This is a genomic window from Arthrobacter sp. YD2, assembly GCF_030410475.1.
Taxonomy (GTDB): domain Bacteria; phylum Actinomycetota; class Actinomycetes; order Actinomycetales; family Micrococcaceae; genus Arthrobacter_B; species Arthrobacter_B zhangbolii.
Genome location: NZ_JAUHHB010000003.1, coordinates 184,991 through 202,646 on the forward strand (window position 1 = coordinate 184,991; position 17,656 = coordinate 202,646).

General features: G+C 65.2%; 17 protein-coding genes. 6 read left to right on the plus strand and 11 right to left on the minus strand.

Annotated elements, in window-relative coordinates; all coding sequences use genetic code 11:
• From gatC to QWJ37_RS11925, 3 genes are all read right to left on the minus strand, one after another.
• A complete protein-coding gene (gene gatC, locus QWJ37_RS11915; RefSeq protein WP_146363477.1) occupies positions 1-297 on the minus strand; it encodes an Asp-tRNA(Asn)/Glu-tRNA(Gln) amidotransferase subunit GatC in 297 nt (98 codons plus the stop codon).
• Between the two features lie 209 nt (positions 298-506).
• Positions 507-1,001 carry a GNAT family N-acetyltransferase gene (locus tag QWJ37_RS11920; RefSeq protein WP_227904324.1) on the minus strand — a complete coding sequence of 165 codons (495 nt, stop codon included), beginning with the start codon at positions 999-1,001 and terminating at the stop codon, positions 507-509.
• Between the two features lie 117 nt (positions 1,002-1,118).
• Positions 1,119-1,565: a TraR/DksA family transcriptional regulator gene (locus QWJ37_RS11925; RefSeq protein WP_227904323.1), complete on the minus strand. Its 447-nt coding sequence runs from the start codon at positions 1,563-1,565 to the stop codon at positions 1,119-1,121.
• Positions 1,566-1,708: 143 nt separating this feature from the next.
• Here QWJ37_RS11925 and QWJ37_RS11930 point away from each other — a divergent pair, with 143 nt between their 5' ends.
• Positions 1,709-2,473: a class I SAM-dependent methyltransferase gene (locus QWJ37_RS11930; protein ID WP_290245384.1), complete on the plus strand. Its 765-nt coding sequence runs from the start codon at positions 1,709-1,711 to the stop codon at positions 2,471-2,473.
• A gap of 56 nt (positions 2,474-2,529) precedes the next feature.
• Positions 2,530-3,144: a GNAT family protein gene (locus tag QWJ37_RS11935; protein ID WP_290245386.1), complete on the plus strand. Its 615-nt coding sequence runs from the start codon at positions 2,530-2,532 to the stop codon at positions 3,142-3,144.
• On the opposite strand, the gene QWJ37_RS11940 is transcribed toward QWJ37_RS11935, so the two are convergent.
• On the minus strand, positions 3,141-3,935 hold the full coding sequence (locus QWJ37_RS11940) for an inositol monophosphatase family protein (RefSeq protein WP_290245387.1): 795 nt from the start codon (positions 3,933-3,935) through the stop codon (positions 3,141-3,143). The two genes, QWJ37_RS11935 and QWJ37_RS11940, sit on opposite strands and share 4 nt — an antisense overlap.
• Positions 3,932-6,199: an NAD-dependent DNA ligase LigA gene (gene ligA, locus QWJ37_RS11945; RefSeq protein ID WP_290245389.1), complete on the minus strand. Its 2,268-nt coding sequence runs from the start codon at positions 6,197-6,199 to the stop codon at positions 3,932-3,934. Before ligA ends, QWJ37_RS11940 begins: the two co-directional genes overlap by 4 nt.
• Before the next feature lie 260 nt (positions 6,200-6,459).
• Between ligA and QWJ37_RS11950 the strand changes: the two genes are divergently transcribed.
• Positions 6,460-8,802, plus strand: coding sequence for an FdhF/YdeP family oxidoreductase (locus tag QWJ37_RS11950; RefSeq protein ID WP_290245390.1), 2,343 nt, complete (start codon positions 6,460-6,462; stop codon positions 8,800-8,802).
• A gap of 10 nt (positions 8,803-8,812) precedes the next feature.
• Here the strand turns inward: QWJ37_RS11950 and QWJ37_RS11955 are convergent, their stop codons facing one another.
• The 6 genes from QWJ37_RS11955 to QWJ37_RS11980 form a co-directional block, all read right to left on the minus strand.
• Positions 8,813-9,133 carry a DUF6457 domain-containing protein gene (locus QWJ37_RS11955; RefSeq protein WP_227904317.1) on the minus strand — a complete coding sequence of 107 codons (321 nt, stop codon included), beginning with the start codon at positions 9,131-9,133 and terminating at the stop codon, positions 8,813-8,815.
• Between the two features lie 42 nt (positions 9,134-9,175).
• Positions 9,176-9,985 (minus strand): PP2C family serine/threonine-protein phosphatase, encoded by an 810-nt coding sequence (locus QWJ37_RS11960; RefSeq protein ID WP_227904316.1) that lies wholly within the window; start codon positions 9,983-9,985, stop codon positions 9,176-9,178.
• A 126-nt stretch (positions 9,986-10,111) separates the two neighbouring features.
• Entirely contained in the window at positions 10,112-11,260 is a 1,149-nt protein-coding gene (locus QWJ37_RS11965; protein WP_227904315.1) for an adenylate/guanylate cyclase domain-containing protein, read from the minus strand.
• Positions 11,253-11,822 carry a PH domain-containing protein gene (locus QWJ37_RS11970; RefSeq protein ID WP_290245391.1) on the minus strand — a complete coding sequence of 190 codons (570 nt, stop codon included), beginning with the start codon at positions 11,820-11,822 and terminating at the stop codon, positions 11,253-11,255. Before QWJ37_RS11970 ends, QWJ37_RS11965 begins: the two co-directional genes overlap by 8 nt.
• 48 nt (positions 11,823-11,870) lie before the next feature.
• Positions 11,871-12,755 (minus strand): biotin--[acetyl-CoA-carboxylase] ligase, encoded by an 885-nt coding sequence (locus QWJ37_RS11975; RefSeq protein WP_290245392.1) that lies wholly within the window; start codon positions 12,753-12,755, stop codon positions 11,871-11,873.
• Between the two features lie 60 nt (positions 12,756-12,815).
• Entirely contained in the window at positions 12,816-13,673 is an 858-nt protein-coding gene (locus QWJ37_RS11980; protein WP_227904312.1) for an NAD(P)-dependent oxidoreductase, read from the minus strand.
• A gap of 250 nt (positions 13,674-13,923) precedes the next feature.
• On the opposite strand from QWJ37_RS11980, the gene QWJ37_RS11985 reads away from it, so the two are divergent.
• Genes QWJ37_RS11985 through QWJ37_RS11995 form a run of 3 tightly spaced genes read left to right on the plus strand, consistent with a single transcriptional unit; the run spans position 13,924 to position 17,522 of the window.
• Positions 13,924-15,519, plus strand: a complete 1,596-nt coding sequence (locus tag QWJ37_RS11985; protein ID WP_290245393.1) for an acyl-CoA carboxylase subunit beta — start codon at positions 13,924-13,926, stop codon at positions 15,517-15,519.
• Positions 15,516-15,749 (plus strand): acyl-CoA carboxylase subunit epsilon, encoded by a 234-nt coding sequence (locus QWJ37_RS11990; RefSeq protein ID WP_227904310.1) that lies wholly within the window; start codon positions 15,516-15,518, stop codon positions 15,747-15,749. The genes QWJ37_RS11985 and QWJ37_RS11990 overlap by 4 nt, the downstream gene beginning before the upstream one ends.
• A gap of 45 nt (positions 15,750-15,794) precedes the next feature.
• Positions 15,795-17,522 (plus strand): DUF885 domain-containing protein, encoded by a 1,728-nt coding sequence (locus tag QWJ37_RS11995; protein ID WP_290245394.1) that lies wholly within the window; start codon positions 15,795-15,797, stop codon positions 17,520-17,522.
• Positions 17,523-17,656 lie beyond the last annotated feature (134 nt).

Below are 17,656 nucleotides of genomic sequence, written 5' to 3' on the forward strand. Positions count from 1 at the left end.
TTACTCCTCATCCAGGATGGCAGGGACCTTGAAGCGGCCGGCGGCATTGTCGGGCGCACCGGACAGGGCTTCCTCATTGGTCAGCGTCTGCCCCACAACGTCCTCGCGGAAGACGTTGGTCAGCGGGATGGGGTGGGAGGTGGCCGGGATGTCCTCGCCGGCAACTTCGCTTACGGATTTGATCGAATCCACGATGACATCGAGTTCGCCGGCCATCTTGTCCAGCTCGTCGTTGGTCATCTCAATGTGGGCCAGCCGCGCCAGATGCGCCACGGCCTCACGATTGATCTCAGACATGAGTCTCCCATGCGTCTTATATAGGAACGTTTCGGTATGTAACCGGTATCCGTTCCAGTCTACGGCGTTCGGGGGTAGGTCACGGAGGCAGCCGACACACACCGCACAGCCGCTGTACAGCAGATGCTGCCCGGTGAGGCGGTTGCCCGCCTCACCGGTACATACGGCAAACCACCAGGCGCCGGACCGGCAGGGTTTGAAGCAGACGGTTAGACGGCCTTGCGGAAGACCCAGAGAATGTAGTCTTCGCCGGGAACGGTCCAGTCACGCTCGGGCACGCGGACAAAGCCCAGGGACAGGTACAGCGCGTGCGCATTGAGCATGGTCGTCATGCTGGTGAGGCTGACCGCTTCAATGCCGTCCTTGCTCCGGGCGTAGTCAACAATGGCGTTCACCAGGGCGCGGCCCACTCCCCCGCGCTGCACGGAAGGATCCACGGCGAGCATGCGGAATTCCAATTCACCTTCAATGGCAATATCCGTGTAGGGCTGGCCGGCGTAGGTGATGGCGGCCGAGGCTGCGACCTTCCCGCCCAGTTCCGCGACCCACAGTTCGGTGTGCCTGGCCCGGTCCTCGACGTTCTCGAGTTCCTTGACGTAGGGATTGTCGGCTTCGATGTGCTTTCCGTGCAGATAAGCCTCACGGGTAATCCGGCGGATATCTTCAAAATCAGCCTCGGTGGCAAGCCGGATGGTGATGCTCATGCGTGTTACGAATCCTTACGGTCAGGTTGAAGTGCACGTAGATTCTATCCCCCTCCCCGGTCCCGCCGGGGACCGGGGTGAGGGGGCACACGTTCACCCGTGGCAGGGGCTTCTTTCCTACCGCCGGCGCGCAGCTGCGCAGTTCACGCAGAAGCGGGTTTCCGGCCGGATTTCCAGGCGGGCAGCCGGAATGGGGTTGCCGCAGTTTTCGCAGATTCCGTAGGCACCGGCGTCCAGCCGTTCCCGTGCCTCCACCAGTTCGATCATCGAGTTTTCCGCTGCGGCGAGCATGGCCACTTCGTTGGCCCGTTCAACGGACACGGTGGTGCCTTCGGGATCATGCTCATCATCGGCAGGAATGTCCTTGGCCGCCAGGGTGACTTCGCGGATCAGATCGGTCAGCATCACAATCTGTTCACGGGTCTTCGCTATCCGCTCATCAATCAGGCCGGCGAAGTAGGCGGCATCCAGTTCCGTCGGTGTCTGGGCCACAGGCGTGGCGGGGCCGGTTTCGGGAGCCGTGCGGAAAGTTTTCCGCGGAGCGGCGGTTGCTTTACGGGGCATGCCGGTACCTCCTTGTGAGTCGATGCTGCACGGGATGCAATTATCCGCTGTGCGGCTGGGAAACAGGCCCGGACAGGGCGGGTCTTTCCTCAGGGCTTAATCCCGATAGGCTTCCTCCTGAATCCGGGCAAACAAAGGAAACCATGGTTGACGCGCACTACAACGAGCCACGTCTGGTGGCGCTGTACGACGAGGACAACGCCGGGCGGTGGGACACCGATTTTTATGCGGGGCTATTGGGTGGGATCAACGGGCGTCAGGAGCCGCTGCGGATCGCGGATATTGGCTGCGGCACCGGCAGCTTCGCCGTCCGGCTGGCGCGTGCCGGACACGCCGTGACGGGCATTGATCCCGCCGCCGGCATGCTGGAGGCGGCACGGTCCCGGCCGGACAGCGAACTGGTCACCTGGCTCCCCGGGACGGCTGAGGACCTGCCGGCGGGCCCCTTCGACGCCGCGGTGATGACGGGCCATGCCTTCCAGTGCCTGCTCACCGAAGCCGAGATGCTGCAGACGTTGGCCGCGGTGCGGTCCCGGCTGGCGCCCGGCGGCATCTTCTGTTTCGAGTCAAGGAACCCGGCAGCGAAGGCATGGCTGGAGTGGGATTCCGGCCACGCCGGACCTGAGCTGCAGGAATCCTCAGCGGGCACCCTCGAGGTGGACTGGGAACTGATCTCGGCGGAGGACCGCCCCGACGGCGTGTTGGTGACCTTCGAGGACCGCACCCGGTTCCTGTCCGACGGCGCACGGTTCGCCAGCAGGAGCACCCTCAAATTCCCGCCCGCGGACCTGCTGGAACGGCTGCTGTATCAAGCAGGCTTCAGCTCCGCCGACTGGTACGGGGACTGGGACGGCGGGCCGTTCCTGGCAGCGGTGAGCCGGGAGATCATCGTTGCCGCCCGGCGGTAGACGAGTGCCCGATCCGCCAACCGCGTCCGGGGAACCCAATAGGCCATCATGGTGCCATGACCGCGAATCCCTCCGGCCCCCGCTGGCCCGTCATCACACCCCGCCTCACCATCCGTCCCGCCGAAGCCGAGGACCTGCCGCGCATGTATGAGTACCGGCGGAAGCCGGAGGTCGCGCAATGGATGACGGCCCGGCCCACGGACGTGGACGCCTTCGTGGAGCGGCTCCGGCAGCCGGAGCATTTGGCGGCCACTTTTGCCGTGGAACTGGGCGGAGCCCTGGTCGGTGACCTTTATCTTGCCTGCCAGGACGCATGGGCGCAGCAGGAGGTCGAGGAGTTGGCGCGCGACACGCAGGCCGAGATTGGCTACGTCATTGCACCGGAGTTCGCCGGGCGGGGGTACGCAAGCGAAGCCGTAGCTGCACTACTGCGCATCTGCTTCGAGGACCTGGGCCTGCGCCGGGTGGTGGCGGAGTGTTTCGCCGACAACACCGCTTCCTGGCGGGTCATGGAAAAAGCGGGGATGCGGCGTGAGGGGAGGTCCCGCCAGGGGTCCCTCCACCGTTCGGGGCGCTGGCTGGATGACCTCCGCTACGCCCTCCTGGCCGAAGAATGGCGGGCATCCCCCGCCGGCGGAAGTGCCGTGGCGGAACCGCGGCTCCACACCTAGCCCAGCAGCGCAGCTCCGGCGACAGTCACCGCGTCCTCACGTTCGGCGTCGTTGGCCGGCCGCGGCGGACGCTGAACGGGAACGCCGGCTTCCTCGGCGATCAAGGCGCCCGCGGCATAGTCATATTCGTTGAGGCTGCGCTCGATATAGGCGTCTAGCGTGCCGTCGGCCACCATGCACAGGTCCAGCGCGGCGGATCCCAGCCGACGGACGTCCGCGAACTGCCCGGCAAGCTCCGGCAAGGCCGCATACTGCTCGGACCGGACCTCCGCGTTGTAGGAGAACCCGGTACCCAGCAGCTTCCCCACCCGCTGCGGATCGGGGCCGGAGAGCTTGCGGACGCTGCCGTGCTCGGACAGCCAGGCCCCGTTCCCGCGGGCGGCCGAGTACACCCGGACCAGCGCCGGGGCGTGGACGACGCCGGCCAGCCACTCGCCGTCGTCGGTCACCGCAGCCACGGAGGTGGCGTAGTAGACAATGTTGCGGATGAAGTTGGTGGTGCCGTCCAGCGGATCTATGGACCATCGGATGCCTGACGGATTGGATGGGACGGCCGCTTCCAGCTCCTCCCCCGTGACAACGTCATGCGGACGCAGGCGGGCCAGGACCTCCCGCACGGCAATCTCTGCGGCGGTATCAAATTCGGTGACCCAGTCTCCGTCGGCGCTTTTGTTCACCGGATTCAGGCCGGCGACCGAGCGTCCCGCCAGCACAGCCGCTCCCGCAGCGGCGGCCTCGCGGGCAACTTCCAGCAGTTCCAGCGGATCGGCCGCGTCAGGCAGCGGGCTCATTCGGTACCTTCTTCCGGTTTGTCTTCCTCGTTTTGCCCATCGGTTCCTGCCCCGTCCTCCGGGACGGACCCTTCAGCCAGCAGGATCCGGAAGCCGTCTTCGTCAATGACCCGGACGCCCAGGGCTTCGGCCTTCTCCAGCTTGGTGCCCGCATTTTCCCCGGCCACCACGTAGTCGGTCTTTTTCGAGACCGACCCGGAGGCCTTGCCCCCGCGGGTGAGAATGGCTTCCTTGGCCTCGTCCCGGCTGAAGTTGGGCAATGTGCCGGTGACAACAACGGTCAGGCCCTCGAGTGTGCGGGGCATTGACTCGTCCCGTTCGTCGGCCATCCGCACACCGGCGGCGGCCCAGGCATCCACGATCTCGCGGTGCCAGTCCTCGGCGAACCATTCCGTCAGGGCTGCGGCGATGGTGGGGCCGACGCCGTCGACATGCGCCAGCTGCTCCTCGGTGGCAGCACGGATGGCCTCCATCGACCCGAAGGCGCCGGCGAGGGCTCGGGCCGCCGTCGGGCCCACGTGCCGGATGGACAGTGCCACCAGGACCCGCCAAAGTGGCTGGGATTTGGCTTTCTCGAGTTCCTCGAACAGCTTGCGGGTATTGGCGGAAGCAACGGACGGCTTTTTGGCGGTGCCCTTGGTGTAGAAGTACGGAACGAGTTCGGTGCCGTCCACCACGCCCTTGACACGCTTGGGCCGTTCAATCCGCACGTCCGCCAGGTCCTCGATTTTCAGGTCGAACAGGCCGGCCTCACTGGTCAGCGGCGGGTTTTCCGGCTCGGCGGGTGAGGTGAGGGCAATAGCTGCCTCCCAGCCCAGCGCCTCAATGTCGAAGGCACCGCGGCCGGCCAGGTGGAACACGCGTTCACGCAGCTGCGAGGGGCAGGATTTCGCGTTGGGGCAGCGGATATCCACGTCCCCTTCCTTGGCCGGCTTCAGCTCGGTGCCGCAGGACGGGCAGTGCGTGGGCATAACGAAATCGCGTTCGCTGCCGTCTCGGAGGGCGACGACGGGGCCCACAATTTCGGGAATCACGTCGCCGGCCTTGCGCAGCACCACGGTGTCGCCAATCTTGACGCCCTTGGCCTTCACCACGTCCTGGTTGTGCAGGGTGGCCATCTCCACGGTGGAGCCGGAGACCAGCACGGGTGTCATGATGCCGTAGGGGGTGACGCGGCCGGTCCGGCCCACGTTCACCCGGATATCCAGCAGTTTGGTGTTCACTTCCTCCGGCGGGTACTTGTACGCCACGGACCAGCGCGGCACCCGGGACGTGTTGCCCAGGGCACGCTGCAGGGCAAAGTCATCCACCTTGATCACGATGCCGTCGATTTCGTGCGAGAGGTCGTGCCGGTGTTCGCCGTTCTCCGCGATGTACTTCAGGACCTCTTCGTAAGTGTCCAGCACCTTGTAATAGGGCGACGTCGGCAGTCCCCACTGCTGAAGCAGGTCATAGGTTTCGGACTGGCTGGCCACGTCCAGGCCCTCGCGGGCACCGATGCCGTGCACGTACATGCTTAGCGGACGCCTGGCGGTGACTTCGGGGTCCTTCTGCCGCAGGGAGCCGGCAGCGGCGTTGCGGGGATTGGCGAAAGGCGCCTTGCCCGCCTCGACCATGGTTTCGTTCAGGTGCGCGAAGTCCTTCGAGGGGATGAATACCTCGCCGCGGATTTCCATTTCCGCAGGCAGGTTTTCACCCTTGAGCGTGCGCGGGATGGAGGCGATGGTGAGCACATTGTGGGTGATGTCCTCCCCCGTGGTCCCGTCGCCGCGGGTGGCAGCCCGGACCAGTTCGCCGTTGCGGTAGAGCAGGTTCACGGCAAGCCCGTCGATCTTCAGTTCGGTCAGCCATTTGATCCGGGCGCCGGGGGCAATGTTGGCTACGGACCCTTCGGTCTTGCGGACCCATGCCTCCAGCTCATCCAGGGAGAAGACGTCCTCCAGGCTGTACATCCGCTGCAGGTGTTCCACCGGGGCAAAGGCCGCCGAGACTTCACCGCCCACTTCCTGGGTGGGTGAATCGTTGGTGACCAGCTCCGGGTGCAGCGCCTCGATCTCTTCCAGGCGGCGGTAGAGCCGGTCGAACTCAGCGTCGGAGACCAGCGGGGAGTCTTCGTTGTAATAGGCGAAACGGTAGCGGCGCACCTGGTCCGCGAGCGCGTCATATTCCTCGCGCAGGTCCCCGGCGGGCGGGGTGTCCGTGCTGACCGATTCAACGGCTGCTTCAGTGTCCGTGATTTCCGGGGATGTCTTGGCTGTGCTCACCTAACTAATCTTGCCGCATAGTGTGCGCTTGCGTCAGCGGTGCATCGCCGCCGGGCAGGCGACGGCGGCGCTGCAGTGCCTGCCGGCGTCCGCCGACCGCCGTGTCGGGGGCCCGGCACCGCCGTCTCGGGGCGCCACGCCCTTGCCGTGTGCGGCCTTGGTGCTTGCGGCGGACCCGCGGGACTGCTAGGCCTGATGCTAGGCAACTGTGTTCGCGGGCCAGGACGGACGCGCAGTGAAGCGATGAAGGGAAGTGCGGCGTGGCCAGGAAAGAACCCCGGATAGAGGACGTCAACGAAAAGGACATCCAGGTCGAATCGCGGCCCAAGGAGTGGGCCGCCGGGCTGCCGGCGGTGTATCACTCCATGAAACCGGCCATCGAGCAGATGGGTCTGGCCCGGGCCCTGGGAACCACGTTCCGCATGAACCAGAAGCACGGCTTCGACTGCCCCAGTTGCGCCTGGCCCGACCCCAAGGACCGCAGCCCGTTCGAATACTGCGAGGAAGGCGTCAAGGCCGTCACGTGGGAAGCCACGCCGGTGGTGATTTCTTCCGACTTTTGGGCCGAACACAGCCTCACCGAACTGCGCGACCGCACCGAATACTGGCTGGGCATGCAGGGCCGGCTCACCGAGCCCCTGTACAAGCCCGCAGGTGAGGACCATTACCGCCCGGTGGGCTGGGACGAGGCACTGGACATTGTGGCCCGGCGGCTCAAGAGCCTGGATTCCCCGCACGAGGCAGCGTTCTACACCAGCGGACGGACCTCCAATGAAGCGGCGTTCCTCTACCAGCTGTTTGTCCGGGCGTACGGCACCAACAACCTGCCGGACTGCTCCAACATGTGCCATGAGTCCTCCGGCTGGGCCATGGGCCAGACCATTGGGATCGGCAAGGCGACGGTGACCTATGACGACTTCGGCCAGGCAGATCTGATTATCCTGATGGGACAGAACCCCGGCACCAACCATCCACGCATGCTGACGGCACTGGAAAACTGCAAGCGGAACGGTGGCAGCATCGTAGCTGTGAACCCCCTCCCCGAGGCCGGTCTGAAGCGGTACAAGAACCCGCAGAAGCCCCGCGGCATCGCAGGGAAGGGCACGGAGCTGGCAGACCAGTTCCTCCAGATCCGGCTTGGCGGGGACATGGCCCTGCTGCAGGCCATTTCCAAGCGGGTGTTTGAAGCCGAAGAAAAGAACCCGGGGACCGTGCTGGACCATGAGTTCCTCGAGAAGCACTGCGAAGGCCTGGAAGACCTCAAGGAACATCTTTCCTTCCTCGATGACGATGAAGTGCTCGAAGCCACCGGGCTGCGTGCAGAGGAAATCGACGAGCTCGCAGAGCGCTACCTCAAGGCCGAGAAAGTCATCATCACCTGGGCCATGGGCATCACCCAGCAGAAAAAGGGCGTTGCCACGATCAAGGAAATCATCAACCTGCTGCTGCTGCGGGGAAACATCGGCAAGCCCGGCGCCGGTGCCGCACCCATCCGCGGGCACAGCAACGTGCAGGGTGACCGGACGATGGGCATCTGGGAACAGATGCCGGGTACTTTCCTTGACGCCCTGGGCAAGGAATTCAGCTTCGATCCCCCGCGGGAGCATGGAGCCGACGCGGTTGAAACCTTCCACCGCATGCAGGACGGACGCATCAAGTTCTTTATGGCGCTGGGCGGCAACCTGATCTCCGCCATTTCGGATACCCAGTTGGCTGAAGAAGCCATGAAAAAGACCGACATGTCCGTGCAGATCTCCATCAAACTCAACCGGTCCCATCTGGTCACCGGCAAGGAAGCCCTGATCCTCCCGGTCCTGGGCCGCACCGAGATAGACATCCAGGAGACAGGCCGGCAGTTCGTTTCCGTGGAAGACACGGTCTGCGTAGTGCATGCCTCACATGGCGGAGTGGATCCCGTTTCGCCGAACCTGCTCTCCGAACCTGCCCTGGTTGCCCGGCTCGGGGCCCGGGTGATCGGGGACCGGATCGACGCCGACTGGGCGGGCTTCGAAAAGGACTATGACCTGATCCGCGATTCCATTTCCCGGGTGGTGGAAGGCTGCGAGGACTACAACGAGAGGATCCGGCATGAGGGCGGTTTCGTGCTGCCCAACGGACCGAGGGATTCCAGGACCTTCCGCACTCCCACCGGCAAGGCCGTGCTGACGGTGAATGACCTGGAGGCTGTCCAGCGTCCGGAAGGGACGCTCCTGCTGCAGAGCATGCGTTCACACGATCAGTGGAACACCACCATTTACGGCCACAATGACCGCTACCGGGGCATCAAGGGCGGGAGGCACGTGCTGTTTATGAACGCCGGAGACATTACGGAACTCGGCCTGGCGGACGGCCAGTACGTGGACATCCACGGCGTCCACCACGACGGCGTAGAGCGCGTGCTGCGCAGTTTCCGTGTGGTGTCCTACCCCACGCCCAAGGGGTGCGTGGCTGCGTACTATCCGGAAGCCAATGTGCTGGTGCCCATGGACCACGTGGCCGAAGGCAGCAACACCCCGGTGTCCAAGACGGTACTGGTCCGGGTGGAGGCTGCAGCCGGCGCCGGCGCCGAAGACAAGATGCGGCGTACCCCGGCGCCGGCGTAACCGCCCGCAGTTACTGCGCGGATCCCTTCCAGCCTGGCTGGTCCGGCCCCTCCAGGCCGGTTTCAGCCAGCTGGAAGGCGGTGTCCGCTGCTTTTTTCACGGCTTCTTCCGCTGACTTCCGTCCGCTGGTGGTGGTCAGCCCGGCAGCATACCCAACCATAAAGGCGCTCACCACGCCCGCGTTGGGTGCCACCGTGCGGCCGGATTTTTCGCCAAGCTCAACGAGCATGGCCGGGTCCACCTCGAGGTCCAGGATCTGCAGCGCCTGGGTCAGGCGCCGGCTCCAGTCATTCAGGCGGCGCTGTTCCAGTTCGTCCGGATGGGTGCTCATCGGGGCTCCTTCGCATAGGCGGTGTTCACAGAGATTCGGTGGTTATTCGTAGCCGGCCTCACCGGTGAGCGTAACGGCTACGGGTTCGGGTCCAACCGTACCGCCCACGGTGTCCACCACCAGTGCGGTGATATTGTCCCGGCCCCCGGACCGCAGGGCAGCCTGGACCAGGGCGGCGCAGGCGTCCTGCGGATTGGCCTCAGAGGCCAGTATGTCCAGGATGCGGGTGTCGGATACCTCGCCCGTCAGTCCGTCCGAACACACCAGCAGCCGGTCTCCGGGTTCCGCCGGGACCAGCCGGACGTCCGCTTCTGCGTCGTTGCCGGTGCCCAGGGCACGGGTGACCACATGACGACGGGGATGGACCAGTGCTTCGTCCGGGGTGATCTGGCCCAGGTCCACCAGTTCCTGCACCTCGCTGTGGTCCACGGTGATCTGGTCCAGCTTTCCGGCGCTGAGCCGGTACGTGCGGGAATCACCCACGTTGAACACCAGCCAGTGAGGTTTGCCGTCGGCACTTACCAGCACACCGCCGGTCAGCGTTGTGCCGGCCCGGCCTCCGGTAGCCTCCCGGATCCGGTGGTCTGCCTCCAGCAGCAGTTCCCTGAGCTGCTCCGCGGAGAAGTCGGGCAGATGCTGTCCCACTATCGGGGAATCACCCAGCGTGCGGACGCAGATGCTGCTGGCTACCTCACCCGCTTCGTGTCCCCCCATGCCGTCCGCCACGGCAAAGACCGGGTCTGCGGCGATCAGTGAGTCTTCATTCAACTCGCGCCGCAGACCGCGATCGGAAGCATAACCAAACACTGCATGCAGGCCGGTATCCGGGGATGTCGTTTCGTCGGAGTTCATTCACGCCCTGTCCGGAAAGCTGTTTGTTCACTAGGTGATCCGTCTTACAGTATCTCTCCATACACTAACCGACGGCAGGCACCCTGCGGTCCGGAGGAAATGGCGCGTCGGCCATTCGATGCGCGGCTAATCCAGGACAAGCCCGGAACCGGTGCCCCGGGCCAGGGTTACCGGATGGATCTCGCCGAACCCTCGCACGTTGCGCGGCTGGTGCGGAATCAGCACAAATCGGGGATTATCCTTCAACGCCGCCGCAGTGGAGGCATCCGTGAGGACTGTCCCCGGTTCGGCCAGCGATGTCAGCCGCGAGGCGAGGTTGACGGTGGGACCGTATATGTCGCCCAGACGTGACAGGACGCGCCCCCATACCAGCGAAACCCGGGCGGAGGGAAGCAGCTCATCCTCAGTGAAGGCCTTCGCGAGGGCAAGGGAAATCTCCGCGCCGGCCTCGGGGGTTTCGGCGTTAAAGAGGACTTCGTCGCCGATGGTCTTGACCAGCCGTCCGCCGCCCACGGAAATGATTTCGGCACATTTGTGCTCAAAGCGCTGGACCATCTGCGCCAGGGTCTTTTCGTTCATCTGGCGGGACAGGCTGGTGTAGGAGACCAGGTCCGCGAAACCGACGGCGCGTGCCAGCGGCAGCGGCGCGTCGTCCGAGGCGCTCCCGTCATGGCTGGCCAGTCCGGCCTCCGCGCGCAGGGCCAGACGCTGGATGGCAGCATTGAGCTGGCGCTTCCAGGCGTACACGAGGGTTTTTTCCAGCGGTTCAATCAGGGCCGGCAGTGCCGCAACAAGATTCCTGCGGGCCTCAGCATCGGTGATGCCGCGGGTGGACACCATCTCCTCCACCAGTGCCTCAACCTGCCAGACAACCATTCGGTCTGTCATCTGGCCGATGGATCGCATGATGGAAATCGCGGCTTCCTCGGTGAGCTGCTCATCGCGCACCAGCTCAATCACGGTGCTTAGGGCCTCCCGGTCCTGTTCCGTGAAGAAGACCGCGTCGTCGTCAAGGTTGGGGAAGCCCATGGCACGCCAAAGCTTGCGGGCAGAGAGCAGGGACACCCCGGCTTCGGCAGCCGCTTCGCGGCGCTTCAGGGTGCGGGGTCCGCCGATCAGCTGCGCTTCCAGCCGGCGGACATCCTCGCGGTCTATTTCGGTTCCGGTGTCCGCCATTGAATAGTCCGGCCGGGACGGCTTGACCGCCGGCAGGGACAGCGTCATCGGTTCGGGATGGCTCGCGGGTCCGGACTCACCGTGGCCGGCGTCAGTCATAGTCCCTCCCTTCATAGTCGTATCCCCCGTCTCCCTCAATATCTACACCATCAAACATGGCAGTCAGTGGCAGCTGGCCTATGGCGGAAACCACAAGGGACCGGAAACGGTGTACCTCCGGCACCGCCGGATACTGCATAATCCGGCCGTGGCCCAGGTCGAGGACGAGGGTGCCGCTGCGCTGCATCCGGTCTGTGACCGTCTGCCTGATCTCGAGCTGGTAGATCGCTGCCAGGGCAATTTCGTGTTCCCGGCGCAGCAGCACTCCCTGCCGGCGGATCAGCCTGCGGTCGGTCAGGATGATCCGGCCGGTAAACCAGCAAAGTACGGGCGGCAGACAGTAGCGCAGCAGCACCAGCAGGGCCAACACAATGACGGCGGGCTGCAGGTACGGGCTCCACTCCGCCAGTTGGCCGGGCAGGGTATCCCTGCCCAGCCAGCCCAGCGCATACCCTGCCGCCGCGCCGGTTGCCCCCGCCAGGGCCAGCGGTTTCCAAAGCGAACGTGCATGCGGGCGCCCGGCGGCAATGATGTACTCCCCCTGAGAGAGCCTTACACGCACGCGGCTGCCCTCCCGACTGCGGGAAGTACCGGACTCAACGGGCCGGCCTCATGCCGGCTCGGCGCGCAGGTGTACCACGTCCGCCGCAGAGACGGTGTGCGGAGCGCCGGCACCGTCAACGATGACCAGCGCACCGGTGGCGGCCAGTGCCACGGCCCGGCCGGTAAGGACGCCGCCGCCGGGGAGCTGCGCGCGGACATCGCGGCCCAGGGTGGACAGGCGGGCCATGATCTGTTCCCGCAGAGATGCCTGCCCGTCCGATGCGGCCTCCGGATCTCCGTCCACGGAACAGAAGGCACGGTACTTTTCGGCCAGAGCCAGCAGGTAGTCCTGGAGCAGGATGTTGCGGTCAGTGGTGGAGGCATACTCCATCAGCAGACTGGTTGCCGTGGGCACCGGCAGGTCTTCGTCGGTGAGACTGACGTTCAGGCCTGTGCCCACCACTGCGGCCGGCGGCGACCCGTCGGAAAACGGGACGAGCTGGGCCAGGACGCCTGCAAGTTTACGGTTGTCCACCATGACGTCGTTGGGCCACTTCAACCGGGCTTCAACGCCGGTGCGGGCGGCCACACTTTCAGCCATGGCCAGGGCCGCAAGCAGGGAAAGCCAGCCGTAGGAGGACGTGGGCAGCGGACGGCCTTCGGCATTTACCGGCCGGAACAGCACACTGACAAAGAGTGAGGAACGCTCGGGGGCAACCCAGCTCCGGTCCAGGCGCCCCTTGCCTGCGGTCTGCAGTTCGGCGGTGAGGACCGTGAGGTCGGACGCTGCCGAGGGGCGCAGGCGGGCGGAGTCCGCCAGGTCGGAGTTGGTGGACCCGGTTTCCTGCACCACGTCCAACGCGGCGTAAGGCCCGTTGGGGGCCACCAGCGCCGCCCTGAGGCGGTCCGGGTCCAGGCCCGGTCTTTCCATGCTGGAGTAGTGCAGTTGCATGCCTTCGATCTTACGCGGGCGCCCGGACATTCCCGGGCGCCCGGCTCAGGACGGAGCGGTTTAGAGGAAGAAGTCCTGCATCAGCTTCTCTGCGGGTACGCCGGGGGCGTAGCGGTCAAAGTCGGTCACGCCCTCCTGGCGCAGCACCTCTTCATCGGTGAAGAAGTTGCCGGTTGAAGAGCGGCTGGGCCGGGTAAGGATGGCATGGGCGGCATCAGCCATGATGTCGGCGCTGCGCGAGGCCGCGGCCAGCTTCTCCCCGCCGGGCATATTGCGGATGGCAGCGGTATCAATGCCGGTGACCGGCCACAGGGAATTCACGGCAATGCCGTCGTTCTTCAGCTCCTCCGCCAGGCCCAGGGTGGTCAGGGACATGCCGTATTTGGCCATGGTGTAGGCCAGGTAATTGCCCGCCCACTTCGGATCCAGGTTCAGGGGCGGGGACAGGGTGAGGATGTGCGGATTGTCGGAGCGGCGCAGGGCTTCCAGCGAGAACTTCGAGAGCATAAAGGTGCCCCGCGTGTTGATGTCCGCCATAAGGTCATAGCTCTTCATGGTCACGGCGTCGGTGCCGGACAGGTCAATGGCGGAGGCGTTGTTCAGGACGATGTCGATCCCGCCGAACTGCTTCACGGTTTCCTCCACGGCGCGTGCAACATCTTCGTCGCGGCGCACATCACCAATGATGGGCAGTGCCTTGCCGCCGGCAGCTTCGAGCTGCTCGGCCGCAGTGTAGACAGTGCCTTCCAGCTTCGGGTGGGGCTCTGCCGTCTTCGCCAGCATGGCGATGTTGGCGCCGTCCGCGGCTGCACGCAGCGCGATGGCAAGTCCGATACCGCGGCTGCCGCCGGACATCAGGATGGTGCGTCCGGCCAGGGACCGCGACGTCGTTTCCGGAGTGTTGTTGGGGATGCTCATAGCATGAGGGTAATGCACCTCACGTCGATGTTACTAGTGAGTAACATCGACGCGTCCGTGTCCGTCCGGGCGGCGTCCGACCAACCGTCATGGATACAAATTGTAGGTTTTCTACACTCACTCCCGGCGGACCGGCTCACTAGACTGGGTGAACCGTCACATTCTTTGTGCGGAACCTACTTAACGCCTTGGACGGCCGCCTCCCCCGGATGGCCGGACAGGGTCTGAATCTGCGCACCGGAGGCCACCTTTGAGTATTGATCAGGACCTGTTCCTGCACACGACGGCGGGGAAGATCGCGGAGTTCCGCCGCCGCCAGGCAGAGGCCGAGGTGCCCTCCGGGCCTGCCGCCATCGAGAAGCAGCATGCCCGCGGCAAGCACACCGCCCGTGAGCGCATTGAGCTGCTGGTGGATGCCGGGTCCTTCGTGGAATTCGATGCTCTGGCCGTGCACCGGTCCACCGCCTTCGGGATGGAGAAGAAAAAGCCCCTCGGCGACGGCCTGGTCTCGGGCTACGCCACAGTGGACGGACGGCCCGTGGCGATCTACGCCCAGGACTTCACTGTGTACGGCGGCTCACTCAGCCAGGTCAACGGCGAGAAGATCGTCAAGGTCCAGGAATTCGCACTGCGCAACGGCTGCCCGGTGGTCGGCATCCTCGACGGCGGCGGTGCCCGCATCCAGGAGGGTGTCGCCTCGCTGGCAATGTTCGCCGATATCTTCCGCAACAATGTTCATGCCTCCGGCGTCGTCCCCCAGATTTCCCTGATCATGGGCCCCTCCGCCGGCGGGGCTGCCTACTCCCCCGCGCTTACCGACTATGTGGTCATGGTGGACAAGACCTCACACATGTTCATCACCGGACCCGACGTCATCAAGACCGTCACCGGCGAAGACGTGGACATGGAAACCCTGGGCGGCGCCCGGCAGCACAACGCCAACACCGGCACCTCCACCTACCTCGCCTCCGATGAAGAGGACGCCATCGAGTTTGTCCGGGAACTGCTGGATTTCCTGCCCTCCAACAACCTTGCCGAGGCACCGCTGACGGCCTTCGAGCAGGATCCGGAAGTCACCGACGCGGACCTGGCGCTGGACGAACTGATTCCGGATTCCGCAAACCAGCCCTACGACATCCGTGCCGTGATCGAAAACGTGCTGGATGACGGGCATTTCCTGGAGATGCAGGCCCTCTATGCGCCCAACGTCATCATCGGCTACGGCCGCATAGAAGGGCACACGGTGGGCATCGTGGCCAACCAGCCCATGCAGTTCGCCGGCACCCTGGACATTGCCGCGTCCGAGAAGGCCGCCCGTTTTGTGCGCAACTGCGACGCGTTCAACATCCCCATCCTGACCTTTGTTGATGTTCCGGGCTTCCTGCCGGGCAAGGAGCAGGAGTTCAACGGCATTATCCGCCGCGGCGCCAAGCTGCTCTACGCCTATGCCGAGGCCACCGTGCCCAAGCTGACCGTCATTACCCGCAAGGCCTACGGCGGCGCCTACATCGTGATGGGCTCCAAGAAGCTCGGCGCGGACATCAATCTGGCCTGGCCCACCGCGCAGATTGGCGTCATGGGCGCCCAGGGCGCCGTGAACATCCTCTACCGCGCACCGCTGAAGGCCGCCGCCGATGCCGGGGAAGACGTTGATGAGGTCCGGCGCCAATACATTGAGCAGTATGAAGACGAACTGCTCAACCCGTACCAGGCGGCCGAGCTGGGCTACGTGGACGCCGTCATCGCCCCGTCCGACACCCGCCTGCAGCTGATCCGCGGACTGCGGGCCCTGCGGGACAAGCGGGCTTCCCTGCCCGCCAAGAAGCACGGGAACATGCCGCTGTGAGTGTCGAGAACGCACCTTTGGAACCGGCAGCGGCCGAACCACTGCTCTCCGTGCTGGCCGGCAATCCCACGGCGGAAGAGCTGGCAGCACTGACGGCCGTTGTCGCCGGGCTTGGTTCGCAGGCCCCGGCCCCGGCCGTCCGGCAGCCATACCGGGCCTGGGCCCGGCGACGGATGCTCAGCCTTGCACCCACACCGGGTCCGGGTTCATGGCGGCGCAGTTTCCGCTGACATGAATTAGGCCCCTGCACCCGGTGTGCGGTTAGGCTACCGTCTGTGACCCAACAGACATCATCTTCCGAGTCTCTGCCCGCCGCTGGCCATGTTCCGGTCCGCCAGCCGACCGCCATCGACGCCGTTGCCGATGCGTTCACCAACACCCTCCTGCAGCTGGATCCGTCCTTCGCCACTTCCCTGGGCATCCCGGGAAGGGAGACCGAGTACGCCGATTATTCGCCTGCCGGACTGGAATCCTCTGCCGAAGCCATCCGCGAAACCCTCGGCCGGCTGGACGGCCTGGAACCGGCGGATGACGTGGACCGGGTAACACTGGACGCCATGCATGAACGGCTGGGCCTGGATCTGGAGATCCACGAGTCCGGCTGGGACCTTGCCGACCTGAATAACATCGCCTCCCCGGCACAGGGAATCCGGAGCATCTTTGACCTGATGCCCACGGAAACCGAAGAGCAGTGGCGCCACATTGCCGGCCGGCTGAACAACGTTGATGACGCCGTCGCCGGATACATCACCAGCCTGCGCAGCGGACTGGAGCGTTCGCTCGTGGCTGCGCGCCGGCAGGTGAAGATCGTCATTGAGCAGGCTTCTGCCTACGCCGAGGACGGCGGGTACTTCGACGCCCTGGCAACCAACGCAGCCCTGCCCGGCGGGGAACCGCTATCCGAAGGGCTGCGTGCGGAACTGCGCACCGGCGCCGAATGCGCCCGCCGCGCCTACCTCAACCTGGCCACCTTCCTTGAAGACGAACTGCTCCCCGCAGCCCCGGAAAAGGACGCCGTGGGCCCGAAACGGTATGCCCTCTTTTCCCGCCAGTTCCTCGGGTCCGCTGTCGATCTGGAGGAAACCTACCGGTGGGGCGTGGAGGAGCTGGACCGCATCATCGCGGAGCAGGAAGCCGTTGCCGAACAGATCCGCCCCGGTGCCACCGTGGAGGAAGCCGTCGCCATCCTCAACGAGGACCCGGCCCGCCAGCTGCACGGCACCGAGGAGCTGCGTGCCTGGATGCAGGGACTGGCGGACCGCGCCGTTGAGGACCTGGCCGGTTCGCACTTCGAAATCAGCGAACCCATGCGCCGCATTGAGTGCATGATTGCCCCCACCCAGGAGGGCGGCATCTACTACACCGGGCCCAGCGAGGACTTCTCCCGCCCCGGACGCATGTGGTGGTCCGTCCCCGCCGGTGAAGACACTTTCACCACATGGGCTGAAACCACCACGGTTTACCATGAGGGCGTTCCCGGGCATCATCTGCAGATTGCGACGGCGACTGCTGCCCGCGGGCTGCTCAACGCCTGGCGGCGCAATGTCTGCTGGGTCTCCGGACACGGGGAAGGCTGGGCGCTCTACGCCGAACGGCTGATGGACCAGCTGGGCTACCTGAGCGATCCCGGCGACAAGATGGGCATGCTGGACGCGCAGCGGATGCGTGCCGCCCGGGTGGTCTTCGACATCGGCGTCCATCTGGAACTGGAAATTCCGGCACGCTGGGGCGAGGGTACCTGGACCGCTGAAAAGGGCTATGACTTCCTTCGGCAGAACATGTCCATCAGCGAAGGGCAGCTGAACTTCGAGTTCACCCGCTACCTCGGATGGCCGGGACAGGCCCCCTCCTACAAGCTCGGCCAGCGTCTCTGGGAGCAGATCCGGGACGAAGTCCGCACCCGTGAAGGCGACGCCTTTGATCTGAAGGCGTTCCACACCCGCGCGCTTCAGCTGGGCTCGGTGGGGCTGGACACCCTGCGCAGGGCACTCCTGGACGACTGAGTTCGGCGGCCAAACAGGGATATTAGTCACAGCGGCCCGGGGAATAACCCGGGCCGCTGCCCCGCTGCCCAGATCCGGCGCGGATCCTGACCTCCCGAGCCTGATTGAACTGCGGTTTGCCTGCGTAATATTTC